This window comes from Achromobacter sp., from assembly GCF_032102605.1.
In the GTDB taxonomy this organism is placed as follows: Bacteria; Pseudomonadota; Gammaproteobacteria; order Burkholderiales; family Burkholderiaceae_B; genus Achromobacter.
In genome coordinates this window covers 18,636-42,651 of sequence record NZ_DAMDGT010000017.1, presented here as the reverse complement: position 1 = coordinate 42,651, position 24,016 = coordinate 18,636, and the positions used below count along the sequence as shown (strand labels likewise).

The window sequence follows — 24,016 nt, the reverse complement described above, 5'->3', positions numbered from 1 at the left end:
TGCTCTACCGACTGAGCTACCAGGCCAACGAAGTCCGCAACTATACACAATTTTTGGAGCTTGTGCCAGTCCAAGGGGGACGGGGCACTATTTTTTGCGCCCGGCCAGCGACAGCGGCTGTGCCCCGGCATCAAAGGGCCCGACCGGGCTGGACTGTTGGCTCGATGGGACGAAAGCCGCGCCACAACGCCCGGGATGGTTACGGGAGTGGCCTGGGGATAACCCGCAGGGGTATAATCACTAGTGGTTTGTTGTTACAGCCGGATGGTTCCCAGCGCTTGATGCGCGACAAGCCGGTTGCGACACATTGTTCTTATAGTGGCAGTACTTGGGTTTGCAGTACGTCGTTCGCAGTACTAACGCGCAGTACATAACGCTTAGCCGCTGATGGCCTTGGTCATCTCTCTCTCATGTCGGTAGCTGTCCTTGCCTTCGGTCTGAATCACACGTCCGCGCCGGTTTCGGTCCGCGAACGCGTGTCCATGCCCGTCGATCTGGTCAAGCCCGCCCTGGAAGGCTTGCGTTCGGCATTTGGCGGCTCCGTCCGCGAAGCCGCCATCCTGTCCACCTGTAATCGCACCGAGATCTACTGCGCGGCCGACGGCCACGTGGCGGATCAATTGCCCGCCTGGCTGGCCGAACACAACCGCCTGGACGCCGGCACGCTGCGTCCGCATCTTTATCGCCATCACCAGGACGACGCCGTCCGCCACGCTTTCCGCGTAGCCAGCGGCCTGGATTCCATGGTGCTGGGCGAAACCCAGATCGTGGGCCAGATGAAGGACGCCGTGCGCGCCGCCGGCGAAGCCGGTTCGCTGGGCACGCTGCTGCACCAGATGTTCCAGCGTACCTTTTCGGTCGCCAAGGAAGTCCGGTCCCAGACCGCCATCGGCGCGCAGTCGGTATCCATGGCCGCCGCCGCCGTGCGCCTGGCCGAACGCGTCTTCGGCAACCTGGACCAGGCCCGCACGCTGTTCATCGGCGCGGGCGAAATGATCGAATTGTGCGCCACGCACTTTGCCGCGCAGCGTCCGCGCAGCATGGTCGTGGCCAACCGCACGGCCGAACGCGCCGAACTCCTGGCCAACCGCTTTTCGGCCAGCACGATGAAGCTGTCCGACCTGACGGACCGCCTGTCCGAGTTCGACGTCATCGTTTCCTGTACGGCAAGCTCCCTTCCCATCCTCGGCCTGGGGATGGTGGAACGGGCTACGCGCCTGCGTCGCCACCGCCCCATGGTCATGATCGACCTGGCCGTGCCGCGCGACATCGAACCCGAAGTCGGCCGCCTGGACGACGTCTACCTGTATTCAGTGGATGACCTGGGCCGGCTGGTGCAGACCGGCACCGACGCGCGCCGCGCCGCGGTGGTGCAGGCGGAAGCCATCATCGAAACCCGCGTCCAGGGCTTCATGCACTGGATGCAATCCCGCGAAGTGGTGCCCGTCATCCGCGACCTGCATCAGGCCGCCGAAGACGTCCGCGCCGCTGAACTGGAACGCGCCCGCCGCCTGCTGGCGCGGGGCGAATCGCCTGAAGCCGTGCTTGAACAGCTGGCTCACGGCCTGACCCAGAAATACCTGCACGGCCCGCTGGCGGCGCTGAACCGCAGCGAAGGCGACGACCGCAAGCAGCTGCTTGCCTGGATGCCGCGCCTCTTCCCCGGCCGCGATTCCCGCCGTTAGCGGCTCTGCCCCACGTCCCGCCTCATGGCGGGCGTTCGCTTTGTGGGCGCCCGCTTTTCCTGTCTTCTCTTTGGTCATCCCCTCATGAAATCTTCCATGCGCAGCCGGCTGGAGCATTTGTGCCATCGCCTGATCGAGGTCGACGCACTGCTCGCCGAACCGGAAACCGCGTCGGACATGGACCGCTTTCGCAAGCTTTCCCGTGAACGCGCCGAACTGGAGCCGGTGGTCGAGGCGTTCACCGCCTTTGCGCGCACCGAGGAAGACATCGCGACGGCCCAGGAGATGCTGGCCGATCCCGACATGAAGGCCATGGCCGAAGACGAGATCAAGACCGGGCGCGTCAAGCTGGAATCGCTGGAATCCGCGTTGCAGCTTCTGTTGCTGCCGCGCGATCCCAATGATGGGCGCAGCGTGTTCCTGGAAATCCGCGCCGGCACGGGCGGCGACGAAAGCGCGCTGTTCTCGGGCGATCTGCTGCGCATGTACACGCGCTATGCGGAACAGCGCGGCTGGCGCGTTGAGCTGATGTCGGAAAGCGCATCGGAGCTGGGCGGCTACAAGGAAGTGATTGCGCGCATCGATGGCGATGGCGCCTATGGCCGCCTGAAGTTCGAATCGGGGGCGCATCGCGTGCAGCGCGTGCCCGCCACCGAGGCGCAGGGCCGCATCCACACGTCGGCGTGCACCGTGGCCATCATGGCCGAAGCCGACGCGATGTCCGAGATCGTCATCAACCCCAACGACCTGCGCATCGATACTTTCCGCGCCAGCGGCGCGGGCGGCCAGCACATCAACAAGACGGACTCGGCCGTGCGCATCACGCACTTGCCGACCGGTCTGGTGGTGGAATGCCAGGACGACCGCTCGCAGCATCGCAACAAGGACAAGGCCATGCAGGTGCTGGCCGCGCGGCTGAAGGACAAGGAAGAGCGCGAGCGGCAGAGCAAGGAAGCCGCCGAGCGCAAGAGCCTGATCGGCACGGGCGACCGCTCGGAACGCATCCGCACCTACAACTTCCCGCAGGGCCGGGTGACGGACCACCGCATCAACCTGACGCTGTACAAGCTGCAGCAGATCATGGAAGGCGACCTGGAAGAACTGACCGGCGCGCTGATTTCCGAGCATCAGGCCGAACAGCTTGCGGCGCTGGGCGACGACATCTGAGGCGGGCGCCATGACCTCGCCCCAGATAAAAAGCCTGCTGCTCGACACGCGGCTGCCGCGCCTGGAGGTGCGGATGTTGCTGGAGCACGTGCTGGACAAGCCGCGCGCGTGGCTGCTGGCGCATGACACGGACGCGCTGGCGCCGGAGACGGCCGCCGCCTACGAGGCCCTGGCGCTGCGGCGCATCGCCGGCGAGCCCATGGCTTATCTGGTGGGTAAGCGCGAGTTCATGGGCCACCTGTTCCGGGTGACGCCCGACGTGCTGATCCCCCGTCCCGATACCGAGGTGCTGGTCGAAACGGCGCTGGAATGCGTGGCCGGCGTGGCTGGCCCCGCGGTGCTGGACCTGGGCACGGGCAGCGGGGCCATCGCGATTTCGATCGCGCTGGCGCGCCGCGACGCGCGGGTGATGGCGTCCGATGTCAGCCCCGCCGCACTGGCCGTCGCGGCGGGCAATGCCTGGGAGTTGACGGCGGCGGTGCGTTTCGTGGAAGGCAGCTGGTACCAGGCCGTGCCTGCGGGCGAAGGCTTTGACCTGATCGTGTCCAATCCGCCCTATGTGGCCAGCGACGATCCTCACCTGGAACAAGGCGACGTGCGCTTCGAGCCGCGCGGGGCGCTGACCGACGGCGCGGGCGGGCTGGACGACCTGGCGCGCATCGTGCAGGGGGCCGGCGCCCACCTGAAGCCGGGCGGCGCGCTCTGGATGGAGCATGGCTGGGACCAGGCCGAGGCGGTGCGGGCTATGCTTGTCCAGGCGGGCTTCCAGGACGTCCACAGCCGGCGGGATCTGGCTGGCATCGAGCGGATCTCGGGCGGGCGCAAGGGCGGCTGAGGGCCGCTGAGGGCCGTGGAGGCCGCTGACGAGAGTGCGGCCCGCGCGCCGGCGCTGGCCTCCCTCGGGATATACCGGCGCCGCGCCGGGGTAATCCGGGTGGTTTTCCCGGCTGTACCTATAATTGACCTATTCCGTTTTGCCTGTCCAAGAGACCACCATGAGCGACGTTCAAGAATTCATCCGCGAAACCGTTACCCAGCACCCCGTCGTGCTGTTCATGAAGGGCACCGCCCAATTCCCGCAATGCGGCTTTTCCGGCAAGGCCATCCAGATCCTCAAGGGCTGTGGCGTCAAGAAGCTGGTTACCGTGAATGTGCTGGAGGACGACGAAGTCCGCCAGGGCATCAAGGAATTCTCCAGCTGGCCCACGATTCCCCAGCTTTACGTGTCCGGCGAGTTCATCGGCGGCTCGGACATCATGAATGAAATGAACGAGTCCGGCGAACTGAAGACGCTGCTGGAGCAATCCGGCGCCACGGCCTAAGGCCATCATGCGGCGGCTGGTCGTCGGCATCACGGGCGCCACCGGCGCGCTCTACGCGGTGCGCATGCTGCAGGCGCTGCGCGGCGTGGATGACGTCGAATCGCATCTGGTCGTGTCGGCGTCGGGCGTGCTGAACATCAAGCACGAACTGGACGTCAGCCGCCAGGATGTCTACGCGCTGGCCGATCATGTCCACAGCATCCGCGACGTGGGCGCCACGCTGGCCAGCGGCGCGTTCCAGACCGCGGGCATGGTGATCGTGCCGTGCTCGATGCGCACGCTGGCGGCCGTGGCTCACGGCCTGTCGGACAACCTCATCACGCGCGCCGCCGACGTCACGCTCAAAGAGCGCCGGCGCCTGGTGATGATGGTGCGCGAGACGCCCTTCAACCTGGCCCACCTGCGCAACATGACGGCGGTGACGGAAATGGGCGGCATCGTGTTTCCCCCGCTGCCCGCGTTCTATCACCGGCCCAAGTCCATCGACGAAATGGTGGACCACACCGTGGCGCGCGTGCTGGAGATGTTCGACATCGTCGTGCCCGGACCGCACTGGGAAGGCACGTAGCCGTAGCGGCGAAAAGTTTGGGGCGAGTAGCCCCGGGCGCGCTTACTCCACCAATCCCAATCCGTTCAGCGCTGCCAGGTTTTCCGGCCATTTCCGCGCGCGGGCGTTTTGCAGTTCGATGCGCGCCCAGGCCATCCAGCCGGCCCATTCGATGCGCTTGTCCCATGCGGTGCCCCAGGCCTGCAGCGCGGCCAGGCCGGCGGCCGCGTGGCGTTCCGCGGACTCGAAATCTCCCGTCGTCAGCGCCAGTTGCGCCAGCAGCAAGCGGGGTTCACCCACCCAGGGATTGTGTTCCACCGCCGCTTCCAGCATGTGGCGGGCGCTGTCCATTTCGGTCAGCGGATGCATGCGGGTGATGACCTGCCAGTACAGTGCGCTGGCGGCTGCTTCGTCGCGCGGGGAAAGCGTGGCGCGGCAGTCGTCGAACGCGGGCGGAATGGGAATGCCGGTGTCCTGCGGCATGCGCGACAGCGGCGCCAGCAGGTGCGACAGCATCGACAGGATGTTCGACGGCGGCTTGAGCGGGCCGGGCCATAGCGACGAGGCCCAGTTCGTCTTCAGGTCGCGGCGCTGCTGGTGCGGATAGCCAGCAAAGATCTCGTCCTGCCAGCTATGCCATTGCTCGCCCATGTCGGCGGCGGACACGACGATGAACGCTGCGACCTGGCGGGGGGTGAGCGTGAAGACCTGGCCGTTTGCGCCCTCCAGCGTCAAGCCTTCGGGTCCCGTGCCCTGGCCTTGCAGGATGACCTGCACGAACTTCGTGCGCGGCATCGCGCAGAACAGGCTGACCCATTCCTCGGCCTCCGCGCCCAGCACGTCGCGCAGCGTGTTGCGCTCGCGTTCGCGGTCGAACAGCGTCAGGTCGACGTATTCATTGCCGTACACGCTGTGGAACAGGCCCAGCAGACGCACCTCGCGCGGCTGGTTCCAGAGCGCCAGCGTGCGGTAGACGCCCAGCAGGTGATGCTTGAACGTGCCGGCCTTGTGCCAGTCTTCGCCCGCGCTGCGCGCGAACAGCAAATCCAGCAGGGCAGGCAGATCGGAGTCGACGGCGGCGTAGTGGTCGGCCAGCAGCGCGCGCGCGTGGGGATGAAGTTCGGTGTGGGTGGACATGGCGCTCGGATCAAGGTGATGAAAGCAGGCTCTATTGTGTCCGGATGCGCCGGCGCTGTCATCGCGACGGGTTTTATATCGAAATCCGCATATCAATATGAATATTCATTGCTTCCGGTTTTGAGGGACGGTCACTAGAATCCGGGGTCATTCTTCCCTACCTGCAGAGATCTTGCCATGCGCCTTCGCCATTCCCTGGCCGCCCTTGCCACCCTGATCGGTTTTGCCAGCACTGCGGCGATGGCCCAGGACGCCGAACTGAAGGTTGGCGTGACCGTCGGCCCGCATGCGCAGATCGGCGAGGTCGTGCAGCAGGTCGCCGCCAAGGAAGGCCTGAAGGTGAAGCTGATCGAATTCAGCGACTTCATCCAGCCGAACGCCGCGCTGGACGCCAAAGAGCTGGACGTGAACATCTACCAGCACAAGCCTTTCCTGGAATCGCAGAACAAGGCGCGCGGCTACAAGCTGGTGCCCGTGGCCACGGCCGTGGTGCAGCAGATGGGCATCTATTCCAAGCGCGTGAAGTCGCTGGACGACCTGCCGCAAGGCGGCAAGGTGGCCATCCCGAACGATCCGACCAACGGCGCGCGGGCGCTGCTGGTGCTGCAAGCGGCAAAGCTGATCAAGCTGAAGGACGGCGTGACGGTGACGGCGTCGATCTTCGACATCGCCGAGAACCCCAAGAACCTGAAGTTCGTCGAGATCGAGGCCGCGCAACTGCCGCATTCGCTCAAGGACGTGGACGCCGCCGCCGTGAATTCCGCGTACGCCATTCCGGCCGGCCTGTCGCCCGCCAAGGACGCGTTGGCGCTGGAAAGCAAGGAAGCACCGTTCGCGGCGGTGGTGATCGCCGCCCGTGAAGACAACAAGAACGATCCGCGCATCGCCCGCTTCATCAAGGCCTACCAGTCAGATGAGGTGAAGGCTTTCGTCGCCAAGCAGTTCCCCGGCGCGTATACGACGTCCTGGTAAGCCAACAGCTCCACGTCGACGCTGACGATCTATGCCGAAGCCGCGCCGCAGGCGTTGCGTTGTTCAACGATTCCGCGGGATCGGCGGCGCAATTCACGGGCGACGATATCGCCATGCGGGTTCCGGGCTTGCCCTAGGCGTTCCGGCGGGACTTGCCTGAAGCCTTGCGCCCGGCCGCATCCGGTGTGCGGAACAGCCAGGTCTGCGCTTGTTCAGCCAAACCTTCCTGCAGCAATTGCGCCGGCGCGCTCATTGCCCGGTCGCGCGACCACACCACCGCGAGCACCGGGTCCTCCAGCGCCAGAAGATGGCGGGATGCCAGGCCTTGCCGTTCGGCGTAATGGGCGCCCAGGCTTTCCACGATGGCCACGCCCAGGCCCTCTCCGGCCAGCGCGCAGGCTGCAGACGATTGGGCCGCCTCGATGATGGGGCGATAGGGCAGGCCGCGCGATTCCAGCGCCAGGCGTGTCGCGCGGCCTGCGGGCAGTGCGGGGGCCAGCACGATGGGGCCGGCCGCCGCCACCTCTTCAAGCGTCAGCGCTTTCTTCGTCGCCCAGGGATGGTCCTGGCGCATCACGGCGTGCAGTCCCAGGGGCGCCAGCCGGAGGCTAGCGACGCGCTCGATGTCCGGCGGCGAGCCGATGATGATGCCCAGGTCGATGCGATGATCCACCGCCATTTCGATGATCTCCAGCGCGGTGCCGGCGCGGACGGTGACGGCCACCGCCGGATGCGCCTGCCGCACGCCGGCCAATGCGGCGGGCAGCAGGCTGGACGCCGCGATGGCGACGGCGCCCACGTCCAGCCGAGCCAGCGCGCCCTGGCGGATATCGACCGCGAGCCGGTCGACGGCTTCGATGCCGGCCAGCGCGTTGAGCACCTCGGGAATCAGTGACCGACCCTGGCTGGTGAGATGCAGCCGGCGATTCTCGCGGCTGAACAGCGCGAAGCCCAGGCGTGTTTCCATGTCGCGCAGCAGGGCGCTGGCGGCGGGCTGCGTCATGTTGACCGACGCCGCCGCGGCGGTGACGGTGTCGTGCCGGTACATGGCGCGCAGCAGCAGAAGTTCGCGACGGTTGAACATATGAAATTCATATGGAAATAGTCAATTCATCTATTTGACCATATGAACTGGCGGCCTCCAGAATAGCCGGGTCGAATCTTGCCTATCCAGCCGCCCACCTCCATGTCCGCCAACACCATCGTTTCCGTCACCTGCATTCCCCTGCGCCTGCCGTTCCACCACTGGAGTCCTTCGCCGCTGTTCGCCGGCCGTCCGCGCGACAAGCTGGACAGCGCGCTGGTGCGCGTGCAGACCGAGGATGGCACGGTGGCCTGGGGCGAGTCGTATTGCGTGGAGCCGCGCGCCTTGCCGGCCATCTTCGAGACCCTGATCGCGCCGCTGGCGTGCGGACGCGATGCGGACGACGACACGTTGCTGCCCGGCATGCAGCGCACCTTGCACAACCTGGGACGGTCCGGGCCGGTGGTGCATGCGCTGGCGGGTCTGGACATTGCGCTGTGGGACCTGCGCGCCAAGCGCGCCGGCGTTCCCCTGTACCAGCTGTTGGGCGGCAAGCGGCGCGAGCGCGTTCGCGTCTACGCGTCGCTGCTGCAGTACTACGGCAACGAGGAACGCCTGGACGCGGTGACGACGCGCGCGTTGAACGAGGGTTACACCGAGATCAAGCTGCATGAACGCACGGCCTCCGCGCTGGCCGCGGTGCGGCGCAGCACCGGCGCGGGCGTGCCCATCATGGTGGACACCAACTGCGCGTGGCTGCCTGGCGAGGCGGAGGCCGCCATCGACGCGATGCGTCCGCATGATCCGTACTGGATCGAGGAGCCGCTCTGGCCGCCCGAGGACGACCGCGCGCTGGCGCGGCTGAAACGCGCCTGCGGCATTCCCCTGGCCGTGGGCGAAAACGCCAGCAGCGCCACCGATCTGGAGCGCGTGGTGGACAACGAGGCCGCCCAGTACGTGCAGCCCAGCGTCATCAAGCTGGGCCTGACCGCCGCATGGCGCATCGCAGAGAAGTGCGCGGGGACGAACGTTGTCTGCGCGCCGCAGGTGGCGTTCTTCGGCCCGGGCTACCTGGCCAGCCTGCACCTGATCGCCGCGCAGCAGGCCGAGGTGTCGCTGGAGCGCCTTTACGTCGAACTCGCGCACCTGCCCTATGGGCGCAGCGTGCCGATCGTGGACGGGTGGGTGGCCGTGCCGGACGCGCCCGGTTTGGGCGCGGATCCGGAAACCGAACTTGCCGAGGGCCGCTACAGCGCCTGAACCCCTCGCATCGCGGCGCGCAACCGACCGCACAGAAAATACAAACACGGAGACAAAGACATGCACCAATCGCGCAGAGCGTTCCTGATCAACGGCGCCGCCGCAGCCCTGGGCGCGGCCATCCTGCCTTGGGCGCCCGCCGCGCGGGCCGGCGAGTATCCCGACAAGGCGGTCCGTCTGTACATCCCGTATCCGCCCGGGGCGGCAACCGATACCTTGGGCCGCATGGCGGGCCAGGTGTATGCCGAGGCGCTGGGCCAGCCGTTCGTCGTGGAGAACCGCGGCGGCGGCGGCACCACCATCGGCACGCGCGCGCTGGCGGTATCTGCGCCCGACGGCTACACCATCGGCATGGTGGACTCCACGTTCACGATCAATCCCGCGCTGCTGGGAGATCGCCAGCCCTACGACGCCATCAAGGACTTTTCGCCGATATCGCTGATGGCGACGGCGCCCTTCGTCATGGTGGTGCACCCATCCGTGAAGGCGACGGACATTGCGTCGTTCGTGGCGCTGGCCAAGGCGCAGCCGGGCACGCTGTCGTTCGGGTCGGCAGGTGTCGGCAGCGGGCCGCACCTGGCGGGCGAACAACTGCGCCAGCAGGCGGGCGTGGACGTGCTGCACGTGCCGTACCGTGGCGGTGGAACGGTCATCACGGACCTGTTGGGCGGGCAGGTACAGTTTGCCTTCGCCACCGTGCCCACGCTGCTCGAACACATCAAGGGCGGACGCCTGCGTGCGCTGGCGGTCACCAGCCCGCAACGCGTGGCCCAGTTGCCCGACGTGCCTACGTTCGCGGAGGCCGGGTTGCCGGGCGTGGACATTTCGCCTCTGTTCGGCGTGATTGCGCCAGCCGGCGTGCCGCAGCCCATCATCGAACGCCTGTCGGCGACGCTGGCGGAATCCGTGCGAAATGGTGAACTGCGCGGCAAGCTGGCGGGACTGGGCTTCCAGCCCGTCGGCAGCACGCCGGCCCAGTTTGCGCAGCGCATCCAGGACGATGTGGCGAAGTGGACGGGCGTGATCCGGCGCGGGGGCATCAAGGCGGAGTAAGCCGCGGTCCCCAATGCAATCGGCCCCCGTTTCCGGGGGCCGTTTTGCGTCATTCAAGTCGCGGCGGAAACCGGAACGCGGTAGGTCTTCTGGTAATGCACCGTGAACGTCTTGAACGCGTCCAGCGCCTTGTGCGGGTCGTGGCCGGGCTTGACGAGAAAACTGTCGAAGCCCACGCGCGCCTGGTAGTGGATGGTGTCGATCATCACGTCGCCGACCGCGCGCAGTTCGCCTTGCCACTGGTAGCGCGTGCGCAGCAGCTGCGCCAGCGAGTAGCCGCGGCCGTCGGTGTAGACGGGAAAGTCCACGGCGATGAAGGCGATGCCCTCGGGGTTCAACGTGCCGTCGGCGTCCGTCAGGTCGGTCAGGTTGGAGTCCGGATTGAGCAGCACGGCAACCGGATGCTTGTGGCGGCGCAGGGTGTTGCGCGACGCTTTCCAGACGGACAGGGGCACGATCCAGCCGGGCTCGTCGCCGGGCACCTGGCCCTCGGCGGGCACTTCGGGTTCGGGCACGAAGGGGCGCGACGTGTCGGCTTCCAGCTTGCCGTTGCGGATGAGGTGCGGGCCGGGGGCGTCGTGGGCGTAGATCTCAGACATGGGCGGCCTCTGCGACCTGGGTGGGTTTGGCGAAGGCAGGATCCGCGTAGACGTCCTGTTTGAAGGGCTCGATGCCGACGCGGTCGACGACGTCTATGAAGCGTTCGGCATCGCTGTCGCGCAGGCCAAGGTACGTGCGGATCAGGCGGTCGACCACGCCGTGCACCTGATGGCGCGCAAAAGACGGGCCGATGATGCGGCCCACTGCCGCGCCGCCGCCGTGCGTGGATTCGATGTCCGGCAAAGGCTTGGCGGCGCCGTTCTGGCGGCCGCCCAGCGTGACCTGATACCACTCTTCGCCGGCCTTATCGACGCCCAGGATGCCAATGTGGCCGACGTGATGGTGGCCGCAGGAGTTGATGCAGCCCGAGATGTTCAGGTCCAGCTCGCCGATTTCGAACAGATAGTCCAGATCGTCGAACTGGCGCTGGATGGCCTCGGCAACGGGAATGGAGACCGCGTTGGCCAGCGCGCAGAAGTCTCCGCCCGGACAGGCGATGATGTTGGTGAGCAGGCCGATGTTGGGCGTCGCGAGATTCAGCGCGTCCAGCTTCTGCCAGAGTTCGTGCAGGCGTGCGCGGCGCACGTCGGCCAGGATCAGGTTCTGCTCGTGCGACACCCGCAGTTCGCCAAAGCCGAAATCGTCGGCCAGGTCGGCCACGGCGTCCATCTGGTCGGCCGTGATGTCGCCCGGCGGCACGCCGGTAGGCTTGAGCGACACCGTGACGGCGGCGTAGCCGGCCACCTTGTGCGCATGCACGTTGGTGCGCAGCCAGCGCGCGAAGCGCTTGTCGCCCGCGGCCAGCGCGGCGGTGTTGTCGATGTCGGACTCGGCGGCCGCGTCGTACGTCGGCCACACGAAACGGGCCTTGATGCTGTCGACGAATTCCTGCGTGATGGTGTCCGGGCCACCCCTGATGAGCTGCCATTGCTCGTCGACCTGCTGCGCATAGACTTCGGGCGTCAGGTCCTTGACCAGGATCTTGATGCGCGCCTTGTACTTGTTGTCGCGGCGGCCGTGCAGGTTGTAGACGCGCAGCGCGGCCTGCAGGTAGGTCAGGAGGTCCTGCCATTCCACAAACGGGTTGATCAGCTTGCCGACGATGGGCGTGCGACCCAGGCCGCCGCCCACCCAGACCCGAAAGCCCAGCTTGCCGTCGCGTTCGACGGCCTGCAGGCCGATGTCATGCACGCCCACGGCGGCGCGATCTTCGACAGCGCCGCTGACGGCGATCTTGAATTTGCGCGGCAGGAAGGCGAATTCCGGATGCAGCGTGGACCACTGGCGGATGATCTCGCACCAGACCAGCGGGTCCACAAGTTCGTCCGGCGCGACGCCCGCGAAGTGGTCGGTGGTGGTGTTGCGGATGCAGTTGCCGCTGGTCTGGATGGCGTGCATCTGGACCGTGGCCAGTTCGGCCAGGATGTCGGGCACGTCTTCCAGCTTGGGCCAGTTGAACTGGATGTTCTGGCGGGTGCTGAAGTGGCCGTAGCCGCGGTCCCACTTGCGCGCGATGTGCGCAAGGGTGCGCAGCTGTCGCGACGCCAGCAGGCCGTAGGGGATGGCGACACGCAGCATGGGCGCGTGGCGCTGGATGTACAGGCCGTTCTGCAGGCGCAGGACGCGGAAATCATCTTCGGTAAGCTGGCCGTCGAGGAAGCGGCGCGTCTGGTCGGCGAATTGCGCCACACGCTGCTCGACAAGCTGTTGGTCGACGGGGTCATACACGTACATGTCTACTGCCCTTGAAGTCTTCTCGATCAGAGCCCCGGGACGGGGCGGGCGCACGGCGCCGGCAAAACGGGGATTCATAACCGTAACAGCCACCCATCGCGACCGTCTAAGTCATTCTGGTAATAAGGGTATGCATGCCCCCACGGTGCGCACGCTGCGCGTGCTTCCTGCCCCCCGAGGGGGCTGCCCCGCCTTGGGGCGGCCCGGCGGCGGGGCGGCTATTTTTGCGGAGGGTGGGGCGATACGCCCTTTGCGGGAACGTGTGGTGAACCGTGACGTAAGTCTCTGGCGCTGACGGGTCCGAACTTGTAGCGATGGTTCCACACGCACTGGCGGTTGGTCTGCACTTACTTATATAGATACTCGCAAAACAGATGCGCACGCCTTGGCGCCTGCGCGCGCCTACAACGCCGCGTTCACCGCCCAGCGCGCCACTACGACCAGGATGGTTACCAGGCAGGCGGCCAGGAGCAGGCCTGTGGCGATGAGGGGGGCGGGTTTGTTGTGGGCGATGTCGGCGTCGTAGCCGCGGCCGCGGCGGACGCCGAAGAAGGCCCAGAGCACGGAGCGGACCGTGCGCAGGAAACCAAGCATGTGCGACTCCTGACGAAATGGCGTACCGGGCCACTGTAGTCGCTGGGGCGGCGGGCCGACAGATGCAGTTTCGCGTCAGCTGACCGTATCAGCCGGCGAGGCGGCCTGCGCGCCGATGCCGCGGACGATGTGTTCCAGCAGTTCGCGCGCGGCCGGAGAGATGTGGCGGCCGGCGCGGCTGAGGACGTGCAGGCTGCCCTGGTTCAGGATCGGATTGGCCAGCGGCAGGCTGGCCAGCCGTTGGGCGCGCATGTCCGCGGTCACGGCGATGGGGGGCGTCAGCGCATAGCCGATGCCGGCCGCCGCGAACTGCCATAGCGCCTTGAACGACGACGTCGTCAGGACGTTGTGCAGCCGGACCTGTTCGCTGATCTCGGCGGCCTGGATGTGCTGGCGCACCCCGAAACCTTCCTGCATCGACGCGCCGGGATAGTCGGCCAGGTCCGTCAGCAGCAGCGGGCGGTTCAGCCGCGTGAGCGGATGGTCCTGGCGCACGATGGCGCGTATGGGCTCGGGCCGCGAGTAATGCGTGCGCAGGCGCGCATCGTTGGGCGGCTGGAACACCAGTCCTATATAGGCGCGGTCGTCCACGATGCGCTGGACGATCTCGGACGTGCGGGCGACATCGATGTCCAGCGTGACTTCCGGGTGGCTGCGCCAATAGCCGGGCAGGACCTGGTCGAACATGAGTTCGACGAAGCCCTCGCCCAGCACCAGGTCGATGTGGCCGCGCTCGGCTTTGCGAAGGCTGTCGATCTCGGAAAAGAAGCTTTCCTGGATATTCTGCTGGCGCTTCACGTAGCGGGCCAGGATATGTCCGGCGTCCGTGGGAACGACGCCCCGTCCCCGGCGCTCGAACAGCGCCATGCCGCAGTCGCGCTCCAGGGCGGCGATGGCCCGGCTGACGGCGGAAGGGTCCATTTCCAGCGCTTCGGCCGCGCCGCGCACGGAACCCCGGCTCATGACCTGCATGAAGTAGTGCGTGCGGCGTGCGTCCAGTTTTTCGTCCATGTGGGCAGGGCTCCGTGGCGGAATTGCGGCGAATTCTTCACTAGAGGGACTAGGGTTTACCCCTAGCTATATAAGCATCACTGCAAAACTTTCCCAGGAAGGTGCCGTCCGTTGCATTTTACGCAACGCTTATGGGTTTCGGTTGTCATGGTTGCGCGTGGAAGGGGTGGGCGAAAATTGCGCACGCTACGCGATCGCCGGTGGGGGCGTCATCCGTATCGGCCGCCCAACGCCGTCCCAGCGCCCGTGCTGACCCGGCTGTGCGACCCGACCGGCCCGCAGGATCGCGACCGGCTCGCGGGGATTGCGGCGCCTTTGCCGCACATCGCGGCGAATTGCCAAGACACGTCGGGCCCGTCCCGCCATTCCCGGCCTGACCCGCCCGCGTCACGAACATTATTCACGTCTCAGGGGAAATCGAATGTCTCATGCCAGCGCAAGCCTGGCCCTGCCTTCCATGCCGCTATCGGGCCGGGTGCGCATGCTCGCCGCCATCCTGCTGGTGGTGGTCATTTCCGAAGCGATCGGCAGCGTCACCTTTGCCGTCGGACCGGGCAAGATCATTCTGCAGCCGATGTTGTGGGCCATCTTCATCGGCGCCGTCGTCGCCGCCTTCGGCCAGCGCCTGCCGGCGAACGCCGGCATCGACAAGGCCATGCAGACGCGCATCAGCGGCTACCTGCAATACGCGCTGCTGCCGTTCCTGGCCAAGCTGGGCCTGATGGTGGGCGGCGCGCTGCCGCAGGTGCGCGAGGCCGGCTGGGCGCTGGTGTTCCAGGAATTCGGCCACTTCTTCGGCACCATGGCCATCGGCCTGCCGCTGGCGCTGTTGCTGGGCATCAAGCGTGAAGCCATCGGCGCCACGTTCTCGGTGGGCCGCGAGCCCAGCCTGGCGATCATCGGCGAACGCTACGGCATGAATTCGCCGGAAGGCCGCGGCGTGATGGCCGAGTACATCACCGGCACCGTGATCGGCGCGCTTTTCGTTGCGCTGATGGCGGGCTTCATCACCAGCCTGAACATCTTCGATCCGCGCTCGCTCGCCATGGGCGCCGGCGTGGGCTCGGGCAGCATGATGGCGGCCGGCGTGGGCGCCATCGCCTCGCAGCAGACGCCTGAAATGGCGCATCAGGTCGCGGCCCTGGCCGCCGCGGCCAACCTGCTGACGACCGTGGTGGGCGTGTACTTCACGCTGTTCATCTCGCTGCCGACCACCATCTTCCTGTACGGCAAGCTGGAACCCGTGCTGGGCCGCTTCTCGCGCGGCAAGGGCGACGACGCCGTCGTGGATGGCAGCGTGTCGGAAGACGTGCCCGCGCACAGCACCAAGATGGGTTTCGGCGACCGCCTGACCGCCTACGTCATTTGCGGCCTGTTCGCGCTGGTGGGCAACCGCCTGGGCTACAACGTGCCGTTCATGGATGCGCTGCCCGGCATGGGCATCATCATCCTGCTGGTGGTCATCACCGACCTGGTCCTGCGCGTCATTCCCAAGCTGCCGGCCGTGTTCGTGCTGTCGCTGATCGCCATGACGGCCGGTTGCCCCGGCGTGCTGCCGTACTCGGACCAGATCATCGCGCTGGTCGGCAAGGTCAACTTCCTGCCGTTCACGACGGTGATCCTGGCCATGGCCGGCTTGTCGATCCTGAAGGACCTGCCCGCCTTCCGCAAACTGGGCTGGAAGATCGTGGTGGTCTCGCTGGCCGCCAACGCAGGCACCTTCATGGGCGCCACGATGATCGCGGAATTCTTCCACTGATCTGATTGCGCATGACGAAGAAGCCGCCTGAACCAGGCGGCTTTTTTATTGGCGTGGCGCGCGGAGACCCACACGCATCCAGCAAGAAAATGCGGCATTCAGGGCGCGCGGCCCGGCCGGTACCGCGCGTTGTCGGTGACGTTTTCAGTGGCGCCGATGTTGGCTACCTTGGGAATGCCGATGCCGGCGGCCTTGAGCGCGACGGCGGCCTGCAGTTCCACCTGGGGATTGCTCATCGCGACACGATAGGGCTGCAGCGGGGCCAGTCCGTCGATGGTGCCCCAATCGTTGGCGGTATCAGCGCGTTGCGCCACCGGGTCCGGGCGGGCGGAAAACTCTTCAACCGCGCGCCGCATCCGGGATTCGGCGTACAGCTCGCGCAATTCGTCGATGTTGGCGGACGGCGCGGCAATGAGAAGGGGCGTCGCCCTGGACAAGTTTTTGTCGCGGACGCGCGCTGCGGCATGATCGGCCTCGGCCGACTTCGCGGCCTGGGCGCGTTCGATGCGTCTGGCTTCCCGGGCGTCCTGGGCCTGCGCGGCGCGCTGGGCCTGTCGCGCGGCCTGGTTCTGAGCCAGGCGTTCGGCTTCCCAGTTGGGACGGGTCTCATCCAGCATCGGCACGCGCGCGGGATAGGGCGCGGCAACGCGGGGAATGGCGGAGATCGCAGCAATGCTTATGCGGGGCTCCCTGTCGTGGTTGACCTGCAGGTTGGTCCATCCTTCCAGTTACAAGTTCACTGTAACAGAGGAATACCCGTCCGCGGCCCTTGCGCTCCTAGCCCATATGGCCGATTCCCATCTGCGAAATCCGTCACGTCATTGAAGGCTCGTCCATAAAAAAGCCCCCGCAGGAGTCGGCGGGGGCTGCAGGTGTGGGTGTGGTTCCGTAATCGATCAGGGCTTGGTGGCCTGCATCGACGGGCGCTGGCTGAAGCCCTCGTACCACGCGGCGGTAGCCGGGTGCGACGTACGCCAGTCCAGGTCGGGGAAGCGGAAGTCCAGGTAGCCCAGCGCGCAGCCGATGGTGATGGTGCCGATGTCCAGCCGGCCTTCCAGGCTGGCGGCGTTCTTCTCGATGAGCGCGAGGCCGTCGCGGACCTTGCCCAGTTGGCCCTCGATCCAGCCGTCCCAGCGCAGCGCCTCGGGGCGCAGCACGGTCTCGTAGCGAGCCAGCAGCGCGGCGCCCAGGATGCCGTCGCCCATGGCCTGTTCCGTCAGCACCTGCCAGCGGTTCTTGCCGGTGGGGAAGAGGGATCCGCCGCCCAGGTCGTTCAGATATTCGCAGACCACGGGGCTGTCGAACAGGGCCTGGCCGTCGTCGGTGATGAACGTCGGCACCTGGCCCAGCGGATTGGTCGGAATGATGGTCTGGTCGCGCTGGACCGGACCAGCGGCGCTGGGCAGCTTTTCGATGCGATCGGCAAGGCCGAGTTCATGGGCGATGACCATGCACTTGCGTACGAAAGGCGAAGCAGGCGAGAAGAAGATTTTCATGGGGTTCCCTGTCGGTAAGGAGGCGTCAGTGTTGCGCATGGGCCAGGTGCTGTCCAGCCACCCAGCCAAAGGTCAGCGCGGGGCCGAGCGTGATGCCGGGCGCCGGATAGGCCCCGCCCATCACGGACTGCATGTCGTTGCCGGCCACGTACAGGCCGGGTATCGGCGCGCCGGCCGTGTCTAGCGCCTGGGCGTTCGCGTTGGCCGCGATGCCGCAGGCGGTGCCAATGTCGCCCGGGTACACCTTGACGGCGTAGTACGGGCCATCGCCCAGCGGCGCAAGGCACGGGTTGGGCTGGTGTTCCGGATCCCCCAGGTAGCGGTTGTAGGCGGTGCTTCCTTTACCGAAGTCAGGGTCGGTTCCCTGTGCGGCTTGGCTGTTGTAGCGTTCGACGGTGGCCTGCAGCGCGTCGGCGGGCGTGCCAAGCTTGCCGGCCAGCGCGGCCAGCGTGGGCGCCTGCAACAGGTAGCCCTGGTCGATCAGATGCTGCCGCGGCCGTCCGCCGGGCAAGGCCAGGCCCAGGCCCCACGTGTCGATGAACCGCTGGTCGCAGACCAGGAAGGCCGGAATGCTGGGTGTGTCCGCATGGCTGCGGTACATGGCCTGCACGAACTCGTGATACGACGTCGATTCATTCACGAAGCGTTCCCCCGCGCCGTTGACCGCGATGAGCCCGGGTTTGGCGCGGTCCCATACCAGGTGGGGGTAGTGCAGCGGCGCCCCATTGCCGGACGCCAGGATTGACACGGGCGCCCAGAACGCGGGGCTGGCGTAGTCCCGTTCCAATGCGGCGCCCGCCTGCTCCGACAGGCGGATGCCGTCTCCCGTATTGTCGCGGGGCGACATGGACCAATTGCCGGTGGGTTGGGGATAGGTCCGGGCGCGCCGCTCGGGATCCCAAGGAAAGCCGCCGGTCGCCACCACCACGCCGCGGCGGGCGCGGACGTTCACCGTCTTTCCTTCGTGCGATATCGCGGCGCCCAGCACCCGGCCCTCGGCGTCGCGCAGCAGCGCGTGCGCAGGCGCATCCAGCCAGTATTCGATCCCGCGGGTCAGCAGGCCATGGAAAAGCTGCGCCGCCAGGGCATTTCCCAGTAGCAGTCGCGTGCCGCGGTGATAGCCGCGCGCACGATCCCAGCCATAGCGCAGCACCAGCGCCATGCTGTGCCGCCAGGCGGAAAACGAACGTGTGGCGCGGAGCAGGTGCCGCACGTCCGTGATGTTGACCATCATGCCGCCCAGCACGGTGAATTCCTTCAGCGGGTCGCGTAGCGAGGCAAATCGGGAGCCCAGCTTGCGGCCATCGAACTCCACCGGATCCAGCGAACGCCCGCCCATGGCCGCGCCGGGACGATCAGGGTAGTAGTCGGGCGACGCGGTGCGCGCGGCCAGCTGCAGGAGTCCGCGCGACACCAGGTAATCCATCATCCTCGGCCCAGCGTCAAGGTAGGCGCGCTTCATGTCGTCGGATGCCGCTGCGCCGACGGTCTGTTCCAGGTAGGTCCAGACCTGTTCCAGGGTGTCGGGGTGGCCGGCGCGCGCTGACTGCGCATTGAGCGGTATCCACACCGCGCCGCCGGAAATCGCGGTTGAGCCCCCGATGCGGTCCGTCTTCTCGACCAGCAGCACACTAAGGCCTTCCTCGTGCGCGGTAAGCGCCGCCGCCATGCCGCCCGCGCCGGATCCCACCACCAGCGCGTCGACTTCCTTGTCCCACTCGATACGGTCCATGTTGCCTATGCTCCCGACCCGCCCAGCGACTTTCCGCCGTCTACGAATATGACCTGGCCCGTGATGAAGTCCATGTGCGGAGCGGCCAGGAAAGAGACCGCGTTGGCGATGTCTTCGGGCCGGCCCGCGCGGCCGGTGGGTTGCAGCGCCAGTTGAGCGGCCATGCGCTCGGGCGTCAGATTGCGCAGCAACGGGGTGTCGATCAGGCCGGGGGCGATGGCGTTGACCAGGATGCCGCGCGCGGCAAGCTCCATGGCCGAAGCGCGCGTATAGCCCACCAGCGCGGCCTTCGACGCAACGTAGTGCGGGTGGTTCTTTGCGCCCAGATATGCGCGCGAGGCAATGTTCACGATTTTTGCGCCGGGCAGCATGTCGCGCGCGGCCTCTTGCGTGAGCGTCGCCACCGCCAGCAGGTTCACGTCGAATACCCGGCGGTAATCATCGCTGCTGACGTCGAAGAATCGGCGTTCGTCAAAGAGCCCGGCGTTGTTGACCAGCGCGGCCAGCGGCGACAGCGAGCGCGCAAGGTCGCGCGTGGCGGCCTCGTCGGTCAGGTCGACGACGCGGTGTTCGACGGCGAGACCCAGGCCGGCGAGCGCTCCAGCCTCCCTTTCCGCCAGCGCGGCGTTGCGGTCGGCCATCACGACGCGAAAGCCGTCGCGCGCCAGCCGCTCCACGATCGCCAGGCCCATTCCGCTTGCGCCGCCCGTGACCAGTGCGGTTCCCAGACTCATGTTTTCTCCTTAGACAGCCAGGTAGCCGCCATCCACGGGCAGCACCACGCCATTGACATAGCTGGCCATATCCGAGGCCAGGAACAGAATGGGGCCGACGATTTCCTCTGCCCGTCCGGCGCGCGCCATCGGCGCCCGTTGCATGTACCAGTCGGTGCCGTGCGCCTGCGCGCGCTGGCCGGCAGTCATGTCGGTTTCCATCAAACCCGGCGCCACGGCGTTCACGCGTACGCCATGCGGCGCCAGATCCCGCGCCAGCACTTCCGTGAACGAACGCACGCCGCCCTTGGAGACGACGTATCCGGCCGTCGATATGCCGCAGCCGTAGGCCACGATGGAGCAAAGGTTGACGATGGCTCCCCGCGTGGCCTTGAGCTGCTCGACAAAGGCGTGCGTGACGTTGAACGTGCCTTGCAGATTCACGCTCATGACACGGTCCCAGACCTCGGGCGTCTGCGGGTCGTCGAACGGCGCCCGCGCGGAAATCCCTGCATTGTTGACGAGGATGTCCAGGTCGCCGTGACGGGCCGCGGATTCGGCGGCAAAGGCGCGGACGGCGGAGGCATCCGTGACATCCAGCACAACATGCGCCGCGCGGCCGCCGGCGTCGATGATGGCCTGCGCCGACGCAGCTGCCAGCGCGCCGTCCACGTCGGCCACGATCACCCGGGCGCCCTTTGCGGCAAAGCCTTGCGCGATGGCTGCGCCCAGTCCGCGGCCGGCGCCCGTCACGAGGACCCGCTTGTCTTGCATCGATATCATGGTCGTTCCTTGCGGCGCGTTAGGCGCCCAGATAGGCGCGCTGCACGCCTTCGTCGCTTGCGAGCGTGGCGGACGGGCCTTCCAGCGCGATCTCGCCGTTCTCCAGGATGTACGCGTGGCTGGACACGGACAGCGCCAGTTTCACGTTCTGTTCCACAAGCAGAATCGTGATGCCCTGTTCGCGGTTCAGCCGCAGGATGATGTCGAAGATCTGTTCCACCACCAGCGGAGACAGTCCCATGGACGGCTCGTCCAGCAAGATCATCCGCGGCCTGGCCATCATTGCGCGGCCGGTCGCCAGCATCTGCTGTTCGCCGCCGGACAACGTGGCGGCCTTTTGCTCGAAACGTTCGCGCAGGCGGGGGAAGGTGTGGCACACCATGTCCATGTCCTGGCGGACGGCGGGGCGGTCGTTGCGCAGGTAGGCGCCCATTTCAAGGTTCTCGCGCACGCTCATCTCGCGAAAGATCTCGCGGCCCTCGGGCACCTGCACGATCCCGCGGCCGACGATCGCGTCGGCGGGCAGGCGATGGATGGCTTCTCCCGCAAAGCGGACGCTGCCCGCGGTTGGCGCGACCAGGCGCGAGACGACGTTCAGCGTCGTGGACTTGCCGGCGCCGTTTGCGCCCAGCAGCGCCACGATGGCGCCTTGCGGCACCTTCAGCGACACATCCTGCAAGGCGCGGATATTGCCGTAGGCGGCGGAAACCGCATCGACTTCCAGAAGAATTTCAGCCACCGGCGGCTCCCTTGCCCAGATAGGCCTCGATAACGCGGGCGTTGCTGCGCACTTCCGCGGGCGTGCCTTCGGCGATCTTCTCGCCGAACGACATGACGGTGATGCGATCCGATATCGACATCACGAGTTGCATCACGTGCTCCACCAGCAGCACGGTGATGCCGTCGCGCTCGCAAAGCTCCGTCAGCAGACGGTCCAGCGTTTCGATCTCCCGGTTGCGCAGGCCGGCCGCGGGTTCGTCCAGCAACAGCAGCCGGGGCGATATCGCCAGCGCACGCGCCAGTTCAAGCATTTTCTGACGGCCGAAGTCCAGGCTGCACGCGGGCGTGTCCAGAAAATCGGCCAGGCCCACGCGCTCCAGCAAATGCTCGGTCCGTTCGCGCGCCTCGGCGCCGGCAGGCCGCAGCACCTTGCCCGCCGTATCGGCGCCGTGCGCATACGTGCCCAGCAGGGCGTTCTCACGCACGCTGAGCGCGCCGAAGAGCTCCAGGTTCTGGAAGGTGCGCGCCACGCCTAGGGCCGCCATTTCGTGCGGCTTCTTTTTCGTGATGTCGACGCCGTCGAACAGGATGCTGCCGCTGGTCGGGCGGTAGTAGCGCGAAATGCAATTGAACGTGGTGGATTTGCCGGCGCCGTTCGGTCCGATCAGCGCATGGATGCGGCCGCGTTCCACCTGCATGGACAGGCCGTTGATGGCGGTCAGCCCGCCGAACTTCACCGTCAGGCCCTGCACGTCCAGATAGGGGTGGGTGCTCATGCTGCGCTCCTTTGCGCAGGCTTGGCCGCATCCGCCGCAGCCCGCGAGGCTGCCGGCAAGGGCGCGGCCGGCGGTGGCGCGCGGCCCGCGAAGAGGCCCTTGGGCGCGAACATCATGAAGCCCATCAGGATGAAGCCATAGATGATTTCCTGAAAGGACAGGGCCTGGCGCAGCAGCTCGGAAATCAGGCCGAACGCCAGCGCGCCCGCGATGGCGCCGCGAACCGAGCCGATGCCGCCGACCACCACCATCGTCAGGATCAGGATGGTGGTCTGGAAGCCCAGGCTTTCCGGGTGGATGAAGGACGCGAACAACGTGTACATGCCCCCTGCGATACCGGCGTAGGCGGCCGACAGCGTAAAGGCGGTGCGCTTGATGGCATTGACGTTCACGCCCATCGCCTGCGCCGCAACGTCGCTTTCGCGCACGGCGCGGAAGGCGGATCCCAGTTGCGAGCGCGACAGCGCCACGGTGGTCCACAGCAGCAGCGCGGCAATCACGACAACGAAGGGGTAGGCCTTCACGTCCGATACCAGTTCGTAGCCGAACAGCGTCGCGGGCGATATGCGGAACCCGTTGGAGCCGTTGGTGACCGACTGCCAGTTCAGGAACACCCACTGCATGGCTTCGCCGAAGGCGAAGGTGGACAGCGCAAGATAGATGTCCCGCATGCGCAGCGCCAGGGCGCCGATCAGGTATCCCAGCGCGGCGGCCAGCAGGCCGCCGGCGATGATCGACACGAAGAAGGGCGGGTGCCACAGGTTGTTGATGAGGCCTGCGGTGTAGATGCCCACGCCATAGAAGGCGGCATGGGACAGCGCGAATTGCCCGGTTTCGCCGATGACCAGGTGCAGGCCCAGCGCCAGCACCACGAACACCATCAGCAGGTTGACGACATAGATGACGTAGCCGCTGGCCATGAACGGCAAGGCGGCCAGCACGATGGCCATGAGCGCCAGCAGGACGCGATCGATCTTGTTGCTCATACTTTCTTCACCTGCAGTTTGCCGCCCAGCAACCCTTGCGGGCGCAGCAGCAGCACGACCATGATGGCCACGAACGGCGCCACCACGATGGCGTTGGTCGAAATGAACAGTCCCACCAGGTTTTCGGCCACGCCGATCACAAAGCCCCCGACCACCGCGCCCGGCACGCTGGTGATGCCGCCCACGATGGCGGCCGCGTAGGCCAGGATCGCGATGTGGCCGATGTCCGGCGTGATGAGGATCTTCGGCGTGATGAGCAGCGCGGCGACGGCGGAGATCAGGCCGGACAGCGCCCACACCATCATGCGGATGCGGGTGAGGTTGACGCCGGCAAGCCGCGCGGCCTTGGGATTCATGCCCACCGCGCGCATGGCCCGGCCGACGCGCGTGTAGGCGAACATGCCGAAGAGCAGCAACATGACGCCCACGGCCACGGCGAAGATCACCAGGTCCAGCCGGGTCAGCACGGCGTCGCCGATGATGATCGCGTCGGTGGACGCGAGCGGCGGCAGGGAACGCGGCGTGTCGCCCAGTCCGGACGTGCGGACCAGACCCTTCAGCGCATACGCCAGCCCCAGGGTGGCGATCACCATCTGGACGCCGACGCCCTTGGACGCAATGACGCGTTCCATGACGACGCGCTGGAACAGGCCCGACAGCAGGGCCACCGCCGCCAGCGTGACGGGGATGACCGCCAGGTAGGGCCAGCCCATCACCAGGATGAGGAACAGGGCGACGTAGCCGCCGACCATGAAGATCTCGCCCTGGGCGAAGTTGGGCACGTCCGTGGTTTTGAAAATGATCACGACGGCGACGGCCAGCAATGCGTACACGCTGCCCGTCACCAGTCCCGACAGCACCCCCTGCTGCAGGAACAACCAGATATCGGCAAAGCTCATGATGGTCTCCGGCGGCCCGCGCGATGCTGCGCCATCGCGCGGGCGT

The 24,016-nt window shown here is 66.7% G+C and carries 24 protein-coding genes; 9 read left to right on the top strand and 15 right to left on the bottom strand.

What is annotated here, in order from left to right:
- Window positions 1-410: 410 nt before the first annotated feature.
- From hemA to RT614_RS25515, 5 genes are all read left to right on the top strand, one after another.
- Window positions 411-1,685 (top strand): glutamyl-tRNA reductase, encoded by a 1,275-nt coding sequence (gene hemA, locus RT614_RS25535; RefSeq protein WP_313625026.1) that lies wholly within the window; start codon window positions 411-413, stop codon window positions 1,683-1,685.
- Window positions 1,686-1,769: 84 nt separating this feature from the next.
- The gene (prfA, locus tag RT614_RS25530) at window positions 1,770-2,852 is read left to right on the top strand and encodes a peptide chain release factor 1 (RefSeq protein ID WP_313625024.1); all 1,083 of its coding nucleotides are present in this window, start codon (window positions 1,770-1,772) and stop codon (window positions 2,850-2,852) included.
- A 10-nt stretch (window positions 2,853-2,862) separates the two neighbouring features.
- Window positions 2,863-3,687 (top strand): peptide chain release factor N(5)-glutamine methyltransferase, encoded by an 825-nt coding sequence (gene prmC / locus RT614_RS25525; RefSeq protein ID WP_313625023.1) that lies wholly within the window; start codon window positions 2,863-2,865, stop codon window positions 3,685-3,687.
- A gap of 160 nt (window positions 3,688-3,847) precedes the next feature.
- The gene (gene grxD / locus RT614_RS25520) at window positions 3,848-4,174 is read left to right on the top strand and encodes a Grx4 family monothiol glutaredoxin (protein ID WP_056319914.1); all 327 of its coding nucleotides are present in this window, start codon (window positions 3,848-3,850) and stop codon (window positions 4,172-4,174) included.
- 7 nt (window positions 4,175-4,181) lie between these two features.
- Window positions 4,182-4,742 carry a UbiX family flavin prenyltransferase gene (locus RT614_RS25515; RefSeq protein WP_313625021.1) on the top strand — a complete coding sequence of 187 codons (561 nt, stop codon included), beginning with the start codon at window positions 4,182-4,184 and terminating at the stop codon, window positions 4,740-4,742.
- 42 nt (window positions 4,743-4,784) lie between these two features.
- Here the strand turns inward: RT614_RS25515 and RT614_RS25510 are convergent, their stop codons facing one another.
- The gene (locus RT614_RS25510) at window positions 4,785-5,858 is read right to left on the bottom strand and encodes a DUF6817 domain-containing protein (protein ID WP_313625020.1); all 1,074 of its coding nucleotides are present in this window, start codon (window positions 5,856-5,858) and stop codon (window positions 4,785-4,787) included.
- Window positions 5,859-6,035: 177 nt separating this feature from the next.
- Between RT614_RS25510 and RT614_RS25505 the strand changes: the two genes are divergently transcribed.
- The gene (locus RT614_RS25505; RefSeq protein ID WP_313625019.1) at window positions 6,036-6,830 is read left to right on the top strand and encodes a MetQ/NlpA family ABC transporter substrate-binding protein; all 795 of its coding nucleotides are present in this window, start codon (window positions 6,036-6,038) and stop codon (window positions 6,828-6,830) included.
- Between the two features lie 133 nt (window positions 6,831-6,963).
- Here RT614_RS25505 and RT614_RS25500 read toward each other — a convergent pair whose 3' ends face one another.
- Window positions 6,964-7,914: a LysR family transcriptional regulator gene (locus RT614_RS25500; protein WP_313625018.1), complete on the bottom strand. Its 951-nt coding sequence runs from the start codon at window positions 7,912-7,914 to the stop codon at window positions 6,964-6,966.
- Window positions 7,915-8,016: 102 nt separating this feature from the next.
- Here RT614_RS25500 and RT614_RS25495 point away from each other — a divergent pair, with 102 nt between their 5' ends.
- Together RT614_RS25495 and RT614_RS25490 are read left to right on the top strand one after the other, a co-directional pair.
- Window positions 8,017-9,114, top strand: coding sequence for a mandelate racemase/muconate lactonizing enzyme family protein (locus RT614_RS25495; RefSeq protein WP_313625016.1), 1,098 nt, complete (start codon window positions 8,017-8,019; stop codon window positions 9,112-9,114).
- Between the two features lie 60 nt (window positions 9,115-9,174).
- Window positions 9,175-10,167, top strand: coding sequence for a tripartite tricarboxylate transporter substrate binding protein (locus RT614_RS25490; protein WP_313625014.1), 993 nt, complete (start codon window positions 9,175-9,177; stop codon window positions 10,165-10,167).
- 53 nt (window positions 10,168-10,220) lie between these two features.
- On the opposite strand, the gene RT614_RS25485 is transcribed toward RT614_RS25490, so the two are convergent.
- The 4 genes from RT614_RS25485 to RT614_RS25470 all read right to left on the bottom strand — a co-directional run bounded on the left by RT614_RS25485 (window position 10,221) and on the right by RT614_RS25470 (window position 14,106).
- The gene (locus RT614_RS25485) at window positions 10,221-10,766 is read right to left on the bottom strand and encodes a DUF934 domain-containing protein (protein WP_313625012.1); all 546 of its coding nucleotides are present in this window, start codon (window positions 10,764-10,766) and stop codon (window positions 10,221-10,223) included.
- Window positions 10,759-12,501 carry a nitrite/sulfite reductase gene (locus RT614_RS25480; protein WP_313625117.1) on the bottom strand — a complete coding sequence of 581 codons (1,743 nt, stop codon included), beginning with the start codon at window positions 12,499-12,501 and terminating at the stop codon, window positions 10,759-10,761. Before RT614_RS25480 ends, RT614_RS25485 begins: the two co-directional genes overlap by 8 nt.
- A 402-nt stretch (window positions 12,502-12,903) precedes the next feature.
- Window positions 12,904-13,095 carry a DUF2970 domain-containing protein gene (locus RT614_RS25475; protein WP_313625010.1) on the bottom strand — a complete coding sequence of 64 codons (192 nt, stop codon included), beginning with the start codon at window positions 13,093-13,095 and terminating at the stop codon, window positions 12,904-12,906.
- Between the two features lie 75 nt (window positions 13,096-13,170).
- The gene (locus RT614_RS25470; RefSeq protein WP_313625009.1) at window positions 13,171-14,106 is read right to left on the bottom strand and encodes a LysR family transcriptional regulator; all 936 of its coding nucleotides are present in this window, start codon (window positions 14,104-14,106) and stop codon (window positions 13,171-13,173) included.
- Between the two features lie 421 nt (window positions 14,107-14,527).
- Between RT614_RS25470 and RT614_RS25465 the strand changes: the two genes are divergently transcribed.
- Window positions 14,528-15,865: a DUF3100 domain-containing protein gene (locus tag RT614_RS25465; protein ID WP_313625007.1), complete on the top strand. Its 1,338-nt coding sequence runs from the start codon at window positions 14,528-14,530 to the stop codon at window positions 15,863-15,865.
- A 98-nt stretch (window positions 15,866-15,963) separates the two neighbouring features.
- Here RT614_RS25465 and RT614_RS25460 read toward each other — a convergent pair whose 3' ends face one another.
- The 9 genes from RT614_RS25460 to RT614_RS25420 form a co-directional block, all read right to left on the bottom strand.
- Complete coding sequence (locus RT614_RS25460) at window positions 15,964-16,545, bottom strand: hypothetical protein (protein ID WP_409558520.1); 582 nt, start codon at window positions 16,543-16,545, stop codon at window positions 15,964-15,966.
- Window positions 16,546-16,761: 216 nt separating this feature from the next.
- Complete coding sequence (locus RT614_RS25455) at window positions 16,762-17,361, bottom strand: glutathione S-transferase (RefSeq protein ID WP_313625005.1); 600 nt, start codon at window positions 17,359-17,361, stop codon at window positions 16,762-16,764.
- A gap of 25 nt (window positions 17,362-17,386) precedes the next feature.
- A complete protein-coding gene (locus RT614_RS25450; protein WP_313625004.1) occupies window positions 17,387-19,093 on the bottom strand; it encodes an FAD-dependent oxidoreductase in 1,707 nt (568 codons plus the stop codon).
- Between the two features lie 5 nt (window positions 19,094-19,098).
- Window positions 19,099-19,827: an SDR family oxidoreductase gene (locus RT614_RS25445; protein ID WP_313625003.1), complete on the bottom strand. Its 729-nt coding sequence runs from the start codon at window positions 19,825-19,827 to the stop codon at window positions 19,099-19,101.
- A gap of 9 nt (window positions 19,828-19,836) precedes the next feature.
- Window positions 19,837-20,589 carry an SDR family NAD(P)-dependent oxidoreductase gene (locus RT614_RS25440; RefSeq protein ID WP_313625001.1) on the bottom strand — a complete coding sequence of 251 codons (753 nt, stop codon included), beginning with the start codon at window positions 20,587-20,589 and terminating at the stop codon, window positions 19,837-19,839.
- 19 nt (window positions 20,590-20,608) lie between these two features.
- Window positions 20,609-21,328 carry an ABC transporter ATP-binding protein gene (locus tag RT614_RS25435; RefSeq protein WP_313624999.1) on the bottom strand — a complete coding sequence of 240 codons (720 nt, stop codon included), beginning with the start codon at window positions 21,326-21,328 and terminating at the stop codon, window positions 20,609-20,611.
- Window positions 21,321-22,085: an ABC transporter ATP-binding protein gene (locus RT614_RS25430; RefSeq protein ID WP_313624997.1), complete on the bottom strand. Its 765-nt coding sequence runs from the start codon at window positions 22,083-22,085 to the stop codon at window positions 21,321-21,323. The genes RT614_RS25435 and RT614_RS25430 overlap by 8 nt, the downstream gene beginning before the upstream one ends.
- Window positions 22,082-23,071 (bottom strand): branched-chain amino acid ABC transporter permease, encoded by a 990-nt coding sequence (locus tag RT614_RS25425; RefSeq protein WP_313624996.1) that lies wholly within the window; start codon window positions 23,069-23,071, stop codon window positions 22,082-22,084. Before RT614_RS25425 ends, RT614_RS25430 begins: the two co-directional genes overlap by 4 nt.
- Window positions 23,068-23,970, bottom strand: coding sequence for a branched-chain amino acid ABC transporter permease (locus RT614_RS25420; protein ID WP_313624995.1), 903 nt, complete (start codon window positions 23,968-23,970; stop codon window positions 23,068-23,070). Before RT614_RS25420 ends, RT614_RS25425 begins: the two co-directional genes overlap by 4 nt.
- Between the last annotated feature and the right edge of the window lie 46 nt (window positions 23,971-24,016).

Bases quoted from the DNA above. Each gene is read 5' to 3' on its own strand.
- hemA (WP_313625026.1), top strand. From the start codon at position 411: ATGTCGGTAGCTGTCCTTGCCTTCGGTCTGAATCACACGTCCGCGCCG.
- prfA (WP_313625024.1), top strand. From the start codon at position 1,770: ATGAAATCTTCCATGCGCAGCCGGCTGGAGCATTTGTGCCATCGCCTG.
- prmC (WP_313625023.1), top strand. From the start codon at position 2,863: ATGACCTCGCCCCAGATAAAAAGCCTGCTGCTCGACACGCGGCTGCCG.
- grxD (WP_056319914.1), top strand. From the start codon at position 3,848: ATGAGCGACGTTCAAGAATTCATCCGCGAAACCGTTACCCAGCACCCC.
- RT614_RS25515 (WP_313625021.1), top strand. From the start codon at position 4,182: ATGCGGCGGCTGGTCGTCGGCATCACGGGCGCCACCGGCGCGCTCTAC.
- RT614_RS25510 (WP_313625020.1), bottom strand. From the start codon at position 5,858: ATGTCCACCCACACCGAACTTCATCCCCACGCGCGCGCGCTGCTGGCC.
- RT614_RS25505 (WP_313625019.1), top strand. From the start codon at position 6,036: ATGCGCCTTCGCCATTCCCTGGCCGCCCTTGCCACCCTGATCGGTTTT.
- RT614_RS25500 (WP_313625018.1), bottom strand. From the start codon at position 7,914: ATGTTCAACCGTCGCGAACTTCTGCTGCTGCGCGCCATGTACCGGCAC.
- RT614_RS25495 (WP_313625016.1), top strand. From the start codon at position 8,017: ATGTCCGCCAACACCATCGTTTCCGTCACCTGCATTCCCCTGCGCCTG.
- RT614_RS25490 (WP_313625014.1), top strand. From the start codon at position 9,175: ATGCACCAATCGCGCAGAGCGTTCCTGATCAACGGCGCCGCCGCAGCC.
- RT614_RS25485 (WP_313625012.1), bottom strand. From the start codon at position 10,766: ATGTCTGAGATCTACGCCCACGACGCCCCCGGCCCGCACCTCATCCGC.
- RT614_RS25480 (WP_313625117.1), bottom strand. From the start codon at position 12,501: ATGTACGTGTATGACCCCGTCGACCAACAGCTTGTCGAGCAGCGTGTG.
- RT614_RS25475 (WP_313625010.1), bottom strand. From the start codon at position 13,095: ATGCTTGGTTTCCTGCGCACGGTCCGCTCCGTGCTCTGGGCCTTCTTC.
- RT614_RS25470 (WP_313625009.1), bottom strand. From the start codon at position 14,106: ATGGACGAAAAACTGGACGCACGCCGCACGCACTACTTCATGCAGGTC.
- RT614_RS25465 (WP_313625007.1), top strand. From the start codon at position 14,528: ATGTCTCATGCCAGCGCAAGCCTGGCCCTGCCTTCCATGCCGCTATCG.
- RT614_RS25455 (WP_313625005.1), bottom strand. From the start codon at position 17,361: ATGAAAATCTTCTTCTCGCCTGCTTCGCCTTTCGTACGCAAGTGCATG.
- RT614_RS25450 (WP_313625004.1), bottom strand. From the start codon at position 19,093: ATGGACCGTATCGAGTGGGACAAGGAAGTCGACGCGCTGGTGGTGGGA.
- RT614_RS25445 (WP_313625003.1), bottom strand. From the start codon at position 19,827: ATGAGTCTGGGAACCGCACTGGTCACGGGCGGCGCAAGCGGAATGGGC.
- RT614_RS25440 (WP_313625001.1), bottom strand. From the start codon at position 20,589: ATGATATCGATGCAAGACAAGCGGGTCCTCGTGACGGGCGCCGGCCGC.
- RT614_RS25430 (WP_313624997.1), bottom strand. From the start codon at position 22,085: ATGAGCACCCACCCCTATCTGGACGTGCAGGGCCTGACGGTGAAGTTC.
- RT614_RS25425 (WP_313624996.1), bottom strand. From the start codon at position 23,071: ATGAGCAACAAGATCGATCGCGTCCTGCTGGCGCTCATGGCCATCGTG.
- RT614_RS25420 (WP_313624995.1), bottom strand. From the start codon at position 23,970: ATGAGCTTTGCCGATATCTGGTTGTTCCTGCAGCAGGGGGTGCTGTCG.